This window comes from Sphaerisporangium sp. NPDC049002, from assembly GCF_040649355.1.
Classification (GTDB): Bacteria; Actinomycetota; Actinomycetes; order Streptosporangiales; family Streptosporangiaceae; genus Sphaerisporangium.
In genome coordinates this window covers 20,115-27,605 of sequence record NZ_JBEZFH010000090.1, presented here as the reverse complement: position 1 = coordinate 27,605, position 7,491 = coordinate 20,115, and the positions used below count along the sequence as shown (strand labels likewise).

Below are 7,491 nucleotides of genomic sequence, written 5' to 3'. Positions count from 1 at the left end.
CGCCGCCGAGCTCCACGCCGGGCACCGAGTCGAACATGCCCATCTCGCGCGCCCAGCCGACCGCGTGGCCTCGCGCGCCGTCGATGTGCGGGCTGGTGCGGATCGGGAACGGCATGTACAGATCGGGCAGCCGCAGGTGCCCCACCGGCTGGTACGGCAGGTGGGAGTGCTGGCGGGCCCGGCGCTCCAGGCCGAGGCTCCCCGGGGAGAACGCCAGGCCGGTGGTGCCGAGGCCCGTGGGGCCTGGCAGGGCTGCCGAGGACCCCCGGACGGCGCCCTCGTTCATGTACCGGCTGGACCTGGCGTGCCACTCGTGGCCGCCGGACTGCCAGTCCTGCAGGCCCTTGACGTAGGCCGCAACCGCGGCCTGCTCGCGGGCGGGCACGGCGTGCTCGGCCAGCAGGGCGGGGACCTCGGTCAGCGCGGTGGCCTCGAACTGCTGCAACCGGGAGGTCAGCAGGTCGTTGACGAGCTCGGCGGCCTCCTGCGTCGGGCAGTCGAAGAACCGCTCGAAGACCAGCACGGCGTTGGAGTTCTCGCCCTCCTCCTGCACCTCGCGCTGGTAGGAGAACAGGTCGTTGCGCAGGTGTACCGCGTCGGAGAAGGTGTCCGACAGGACCCGCATCGGGCGGGTGGCGGCGATGCCGTCGGGGATCTCGGCGTGCGCGGCGAACTCGACGAGGTTGGCCGACCACGGCGCGCCGCCGACCTTGCGCCGCATCTGGATGTACTCGATGGGGTTGGCGACGCGCCCGCGGTCGATGTTGTCGAGCTCCCACATGGACTCGACCATCAGGTTGTGCGTGCTGGTGATGAACCGCCGCCGCCACTCGGGCGACATCGACGGGACCGTGCGCTCCCACAGATCCTTCAGCCCCGCCTCGGCGGGGTTGGCCGGCTCGGGCGGCGTTTCCCCCTCGACGGTCATGAACAACTCAAGCCGGTCGAGGTAGGCCTTCGCCCCGGCCAGGTCGCGGGAGTACTTGAACTGCTCCAGGAAGTGGTCGTCGAAGAAGAACACCCAGACGTACCAATCGGTGATCAGGTCGAGGGTGGGGCCGTCGCAGTCGGGGTGGGTGTAGGCGCACATCAGCGCGTAGTCCATCTCGGCCAGCGCCGCCTGGTCCCAGACGACGCCTCCGCCGGGCTTCGGGGCGTCGAGCATGCCCATGCGGGCGGCCCAGGCCTCGCTGTGCTCGCGGGAGCGCTCCAGGTGGGGGTTGATCCTGGCGGGATACGCCATGTAGAAGTCGGGCAGTGTGAAAGCCTGCATAGGCGTGCCTACTCTCTTGAGCCGACGACTGCTGCGGTTCACTTATGGTGACGACACTGGCACCGAGGGTACTGTACGGCAACGTCCGGGTAAGCGATATCCCCGCACTCTCCCAAGCGCCGCCTCGTACGGCCGGCCCGTCCGGGTCCGATCGGCGGTCGCCGCCGTTCCGTGAGCGTTCCTGACTGAATCGGTTCATGTCCGGTGTCCCCGAGGGGTCCAGAGGGCGGCGCGGAGGGGCGCCGTCCGGCGGTTGATCCTGGTATGTGCGGCGCGGATGGATCTTCGGGCCGCCGTCGTCCCTGGTCGGCGGGATGTCCTTCGGCACCGCCGATAACCGGCGTCCTGGGCGTCCACCGCCGCGACGTCTCGAACGTGTCACGGCTATTGACAGGGCGGACAAGGAAATTTTACGTTCTCGGTACTTATCCGGTTCAGCAAAAACGTCGAGACCCGGTCCTGGTCTCACGCCGGCCGACTGCTCCGCGACCACGAACGAGGTGTGACCACCGGCGGTTCAGAGCTGGGAGTGTGCGCGCGAGTCGCAGCGTGGGAGCGCTCTCACAGTTCCGCGGGGCTCAGCGGATCCATCGGGGCTTGGCAGGCACGCGGACCTCCGCCGCACAGGCGGGGGAAGGAGAGACAGATGCGTAAGCGGGTGCGGATCATGATCCCGCTCCTGGCGGCCGGCATGCTCGCCGCCGGCTGTACGGGCGGCGGATCGACGCCTGCCCCCCAAGGCTCCGGGGCGGCGGGCGCGCCGTCGGCCGGCCCGGCGAACCCCAATGCCCTGCCGCGCAACGAGACGCTGTACACCAGCGGCACGCAGTGGGGGCCGCCGGCGAACTTCAACCCGATCAGGGAGTGGGACTCGGCCACGGGCACGAAGGGCCTGGTCTACGAGACCCTGTTCCACTTCGACCCCAACGCGGGCAAGCTCACCCCGTGGCTGGCCGAGAGCGGCGGCTGGACCGACGACACGACCTACGAGGTCAAGATCCGTGACGGCGTCAAGTGGTCGGACGGCACGCCCTTCACGGCCAAGGACGTCGCCTTCACCTTCGGGCTCGGCAAGATGGAGACGATCCCCTACCACAACGTCTGGGAGTGGCTGAAGAACGTCGAGGCCACCGACGACCAGACCGTGAAGTTCACCTTCTCCACGGCCAACTACCAGGAGTGGGACTTCAACCTCTACAACCGGGCCATCGTGCCCGAGCACCTGTGGGGCAAGCTCTCGGAGGAGGACGTGCTCAACGGGGTGAACGAGAACCCCGTCGGCACCGGCGCGTACAAGTTCTCCGGCCACGACCAGGACCGCGCCGTTCTCACCAAGCGCGACGACTGGTGGGGCAAGACCGCGCTCAACATGGACCCGAAGCCGAAGTACATCGTCGACATCGTCAACACCAGCAACGAGGTCGCGATGGGCCTGCTGCTGCAGAAGGGCATGGACCTCAGCAACAACTTCCTGCCCGGGGTGGCGAACCTGGTCAAGGGCAACTTCGGGCTCACGACGTTCTACAAGGAACCGCCGTACATGCTGTCGGCCAACACGGCGTGGCTGGTGCCGAACACCACCAAGAAGCCCATGGACGACGTGGCGTTCCGCAAGGCCCTGGCGGCCTCGGTCGACACCAAGAAGATCGTGGAGGGCGTCTACGGGAACCTGGTGAAGGCGGCCAGCCCCACCGGCCTGCTGCCCCAGTGGGACCAGTTCGTCGACCAGGGCGTGGTGAGCCAGAGCGGCTTCTCCTACGACAAGGACAAGGCCAAGAAGCTGCTGGCCGACGCGGGCTACAAGGACCGCGACGGCGACGGGCTCGTGGAGAACAAGGACGGCTCCAAGCTCAGCCTGACCCTCATGGTGCCGTCGGGCTGGACCGACTGGATGGAGGCCGCGCGCTCGATCGCGGCCAGCGCCAAGGAGGCGGGCATCAGCGTCACGCCCGACTTCCCGGACTACAACGCGCTGGTCGAGAAGCGCGGCAAGGGCGACTTCGACCTGGTGATCAACAACGAGCGCCAGCTGTCGAACTCGCCGTTCACCTACTACCAGTACGTGTTCCAGCTGCCCGTGCAGAAGGTGCAGAACACGGTCAACTTCGGGCGCTACGAGAACAAGGCGGCCTGGGAGCTGGTGCGGAAGCTGGACCAGGTCAAGACCGACGACATCGCGGGCATGAAGGCGGCCGTCTCGGCGATCGAGAAGATCCATCTGGACGAGCTGCCGATCATCCCGCTCTGGTACAACGGCCTGTGGGCCCAGTCCAGCACCGGCACGTGGAAGAACTGGCCCTCCTCGGCCGAGGGGGCGCCCAAGTCCGCACCGGTGATGTGGCGCAACTGGCTGGAGATGGGCGGGTTCGAGACCCTCACGCAGCTCCAGCCCGCGGCCTCCTGACCGCATGATGCCGCCCCCTCCTCTTCCCTCGCACGGCGCGAAGAGGAGGGGGCCTTTCTGGGAGACTTCTCGTGCGTCGATATTTCGGTCGGAAACTGCTCATCTACGGGCTGACGTTCGTCGTCGCCGTCACGATCAACTGGATGATCCCGCGTTTCATGCCGGGCGATCCGGTCGCCAGCATGCTGGCCAGGGCCCGGGTGTCCCAGCCCGAGGCCGTGGAGGCCATGCGCGTCTACTACACCAGCCTGTTCGGCTTCGACCAGCCCCTGTGGCAGCAGTACCTGAGCTTCTGGGCCGCGCTGCTGCGCGGTGACTTCGGCATCAGCATCTGGGTGTTCCCCACGCCGGTGAGCACGGTCATCCTGGACGCCGTCCCGTACACGCTGGCGCTGATGATCCCCTCGGTGCTGCTGAGCTGGGTCGCCGGCAACCGGCTCGGCGCCTACGCCGCCCGGCGGAAGCTGCTCGACAACACCGTCCTGCCCGTGGGGTACGTGCTGACGGCGACGCCGTACATGTGGCTGGCCGTCCTGCTGGCCTGGGGCTTCGGCGTGGTGCTCGGGATCTTCCCCGTCGCGGGCGGCTACAGCTTCTCGATCAGGCCCAACTGGTCCCTGGACTTCGTGCTGGACCTGCTGCACCACTGGGCCCTGCCGTTCGCCTCACTGTTCCTGGTGGCGCTCGGCGGCTGGGCGATCGGCATGCGCAACATGATCATCTACGAGCTGGAGTCCGACTACGCCAACTACCTGTCGGCGCTCGGGGCCCCGCAGCGGCTGATCAGGAGGTACGCGTTCAGGAACGCGGTGCTGCCGCAGATCACCGGCCTGGCCCTCCAGCTCGGCGTGCTGGTGGCCGGCGCCCTCGTCACCGAGATCGTCTTCTCCTATCCCGGCCTCGGGAGCCTGATCCTCAAGGCGATCCAGAACCAGGACTTCTTCCTGTTGCAGGGCACGTTCCTGTTCATCGTCCTCGGCGTGTTGATCGCCAACTTCATCATCGACATCGTCTACGTCGTGGTCGATCCGCGTACGAGGGCGGGAATGGCGGGTGCGTCGGCATGACGGCTCTTCCGCAAGAAAACCCGGCGCGCGATGCCCCGGTCCCGCCGGGCGTCCGGCGCGAGGCCCTGTACTTCGCGCTGCGCAACGCCAAGCTGCTGATCGGGGTCGGCATCGTCCTCGCTCTCCTCGCGCTCGGGCTGGCGGGTCCGATCCTGGTCGCCGCGCAGCCGAACGAGTACGTCGGCCCGCCCATGCGGCCGCCGTCGGGGGAGTACTGGTTCGGCACCACGACCTTCGGCCAGGACGTCTTCGCCCAGTTCGTGTACGGGCTGCGCACCACCTTCCTGGTCGGGGTCCTCGGCGGAGGGGTCGCGGCGGTCGTCGGCATGCTGGTCGGCTTCGTCGCCGGCTACCGGGGCGGCCTGGTGGACGAGATCCTCAACATGCTGACCAACATCGTCCTCGTCCTGCCCGCCCTGGCCGTGCTGCTGATCATCAACGCCTACCTCGGCATCCGCAGCGTCGGCGCGCAGGCCCTGTTCATCGGCCTGACCTCCTGGCCGTGGGCGGCGCGGGCGATCAGGGCGCAGACCTTCTCGTTGCGCACCAGGGACTTCGTGGACCTGGCCAGGCTCAGCGGCGCGAACACCTGGAAGATCATCACCAGGGAGATCGCGCCGAACATGAGCTCCTACCTGTTCATGACCTTCATCCTGCTCTTCGGCGGCTCGATCCTGATCGCCTCGTCGCTGGACTTCATCGGGCTCGGCCCCACCGAGGGCGTCTCGCTCGGGCTGATGCTGCAGAACGCCGGCCAGTGGAGCGCGATGCAGCTGGGCCTGTGGTGGTGGTTCATCCCGCCCGGCGCCGGGATCACCGCGATCGTCGGCGCCCTGTACGTGGCCAACGTGGGCCTCGACGAGGTCTTCAACCCGAAACTGAGGCAGATATGAGCCTGCGGGTCAGCGATCTCAGGGTGCACTACCAGACGCTCAAGGGGGAGGTGAGGGCGCTCGACGGCGTCTCGTTCGAGGTGGGGGACGGTGAGATCCTCGGCCTCGCGGGGGAGTCCGGCTGCGGCAAGACCACCTTGGGCAAGAGCCTGATCCGGATGGACGGGCGCATGCGCCACATCGGCGGCGAGGTCGAGCTGGACGGCGAGGTGATGCCCATCGGGGACGACCGGCGCATGAACCCCTTCCGCTTCCACCGGGTCTCGCTCGTGCCGCAGTACTCCATGAGCGCCATGAACCCCACCCGCAAGATCGGAAAGATGGTCGCCGAGCTGCTGAGATCCAGGGGAGTGGCGCCGGACCCGGCCAAGCTCGACGCGCGGCTGGAGCTGGTCGGGCTGTCCAGGGAGGTGCTCGGCCGCTACCCGATCGAGCTGTCGGGCGGCATGAAGCAGCGCATGGTGATGGTGATCTCCACGCTGCTCGACCCCTCGCTGCTCATCGCCGACGAGGTCACCTCCGCCCTGGACGTCTCCACCCAGAAGGCCGTGGCGCGGGCGCTGGCGGGCTTCCGTGACAACGGGGTGGTGAAGAGCATGATCTTCATCACCCACGACATCTCGCTCACCTACCAGATCGCCGACACGATCATGATCATGTACGCGGGCAAGGTGGCCGAGAGGGCGCCGGCCAAGGTGATCGTCGAGGCGCCCCGCCATCCGTACACCAAGCTCCTGATCGACTCGCTGCCCGAGGTCGGCGTGCGCCACGCCGAACGGAAGCTGGCCGGCATCCCCGGCGGCCCCCCGTCCCTGCTCGACCCGCCCACCGGCTGCCGGTTCAGGGAGCGGTGCCCGCTGGCCTTCGACCGGTGCGCCGAGGAGCCCCCGGCGGTGGAGATCGAGCCCAACCACGTCGTCGCCTGCTGGAAGGCATGATGCTGAGACTCGACAACGTCACGAAGGTCTTCAAGGTCGGGGCCTTCGGCGGCGGATCCCTGACGGCCGTGGGCGGCGTGAGCTTCGAGGTGCGGCCCGGCGAGGTCGTCTCGCTCATCGGCGAGAGCGGCAGCGGCAAGAGCACGCTCGGCCGGATGATCCTCGGCCTGACCCCCGCCACCAGCGGCTCGATCACCCTGGACGGCGCCCCCGTCAGGCCGGGCAAGGCGTACTACCGCGACGTCCAGGGCGTCTTCCAGGACCCCTTCAGCACGTTCAACCCCGTCTTCAAGGCCGACCGGGTCTTCCGGATGATCAAGGAGGTGTACTTCCCGGGCGTGCCCGAGGCCGAGTGGGCGGGCCGCGTTCGTTCCTCGCTGGAGGATGTGCGGCTCAACCCTGACCAGATCCTCGGGAAGTTCCCCCACCAGCTCAGCGGCGGCCAGCTCCAGCGGCTGCTCATCGCGCGGGCGTTGCTGCTGGACATCAAGCTGCTGGTGGCCGACGAGATCACCAGCATGCTGGACGCCTCGACGCGCATCGACGTGCTGAACCTGCTGGCCGAGCTGAAGGCGCGCGGGCTGGGCGTGCTGTACATCACCCACGACCTGTCGCTCGGCACGTACCTGGCCGAGCGCACGGTGGTGCTGCGGCGCGGCGCGGTGGTCGAGATGGGCCTGACCGGGAAGGTGTTCGGCCGGCCGCTGCACCCCTACACCCGGCAGCTGCTCGCGGCCGTGCCCCGGCTGCGGGAGCCCTGGCAGGACGCCGAGCCGGTCGAGTCCTGCCCGTACCACGACAGCGGGGCCTCGGGCGGCCTCTTTGAGGAGGAACCTGACCACTTCGTCGCCTGCGCCCGGCTGCCGGAGTGCGAGGGGAGACCGTGACACCACCGGACCGGCAGCGAAGTACGATC

General features: G+C 68.3%; 5 protein-coding genes and 1 pseudogene. 5 read left to right on the top strand and 1 reads right to left on the bottom strand.

Translation table 11 applies throughout. The features are described 5' to 3' along the window. A pseudogene (locus AB0B89_RS19195) lies at window positions 1-1,273 on the bottom strand (germacradienol/geosmin synthase); the annotation flags it as partial. 646 nt (window positions 1,274-1,919) lie between these two features. On the opposite strand from AB0B89_RS19195, the gene AB0B89_RS19190 reads away from it, so the two are divergent. The 5 genes from AB0B89_RS19190 (at window position 1,920) to AB0B89_RS19170 (ending at window position 7,462) form a co-directional block, all read left to right on the top strand. Further along, window positions 1,920-3,677, top strand: a complete 1,758-nt coding sequence (locus tag AB0B89_RS19190) for an ABC transporter substrate-binding protein (protein ID WP_358554191.1) — start codon at window positions 1,920-1,922, stop codon at window positions 3,675-3,677. A 71-nt stretch (window positions 3,678-3,748) separates the two neighbouring features. Further along, complete coding sequence (locus AB0B89_RS19185) at window positions 3,749-4,744, top strand: ABC transporter permease (RefSeq protein ID WP_358554188.1); 996 nt, start codon at window positions 3,749-3,751, stop codon at window positions 4,742-4,744. After that, entirely contained in the window at window positions 4,741-5,637 is an 897-nt protein-coding gene (locus AB0B89_RS19180) for an ABC transporter permease (RefSeq protein ID WP_358554185.1), read from the top strand. The genes AB0B89_RS19185 and AB0B89_RS19180 overlap by 4 nt, the downstream gene beginning before the upstream one ends. Further along, entirely contained in the window at window positions 5,634-6,575 is a 942-nt protein-coding gene (locus tag AB0B89_RS19175; RefSeq protein WP_358554182.1) for an ABC transporter ATP-binding protein, read from the top strand. The genes AB0B89_RS19180 and AB0B89_RS19175 overlap by 4 nt, the downstream gene beginning before the upstream one ends. Then, window positions 6,575-7,462: an ATP-binding cassette domain-containing protein gene (locus tag AB0B89_RS19170; protein WP_358554196.1), complete on the top strand. Its 888-nt coding sequence runs from the start codon at window positions 6,575-6,577 to the stop codon at window positions 7,460-7,462. Before AB0B89_RS19175 ends, AB0B89_RS19170 begins: the two co-directional genes overlap by 1 nt. Window positions 7,463-7,491: the final 29 nt, after the last annotated feature.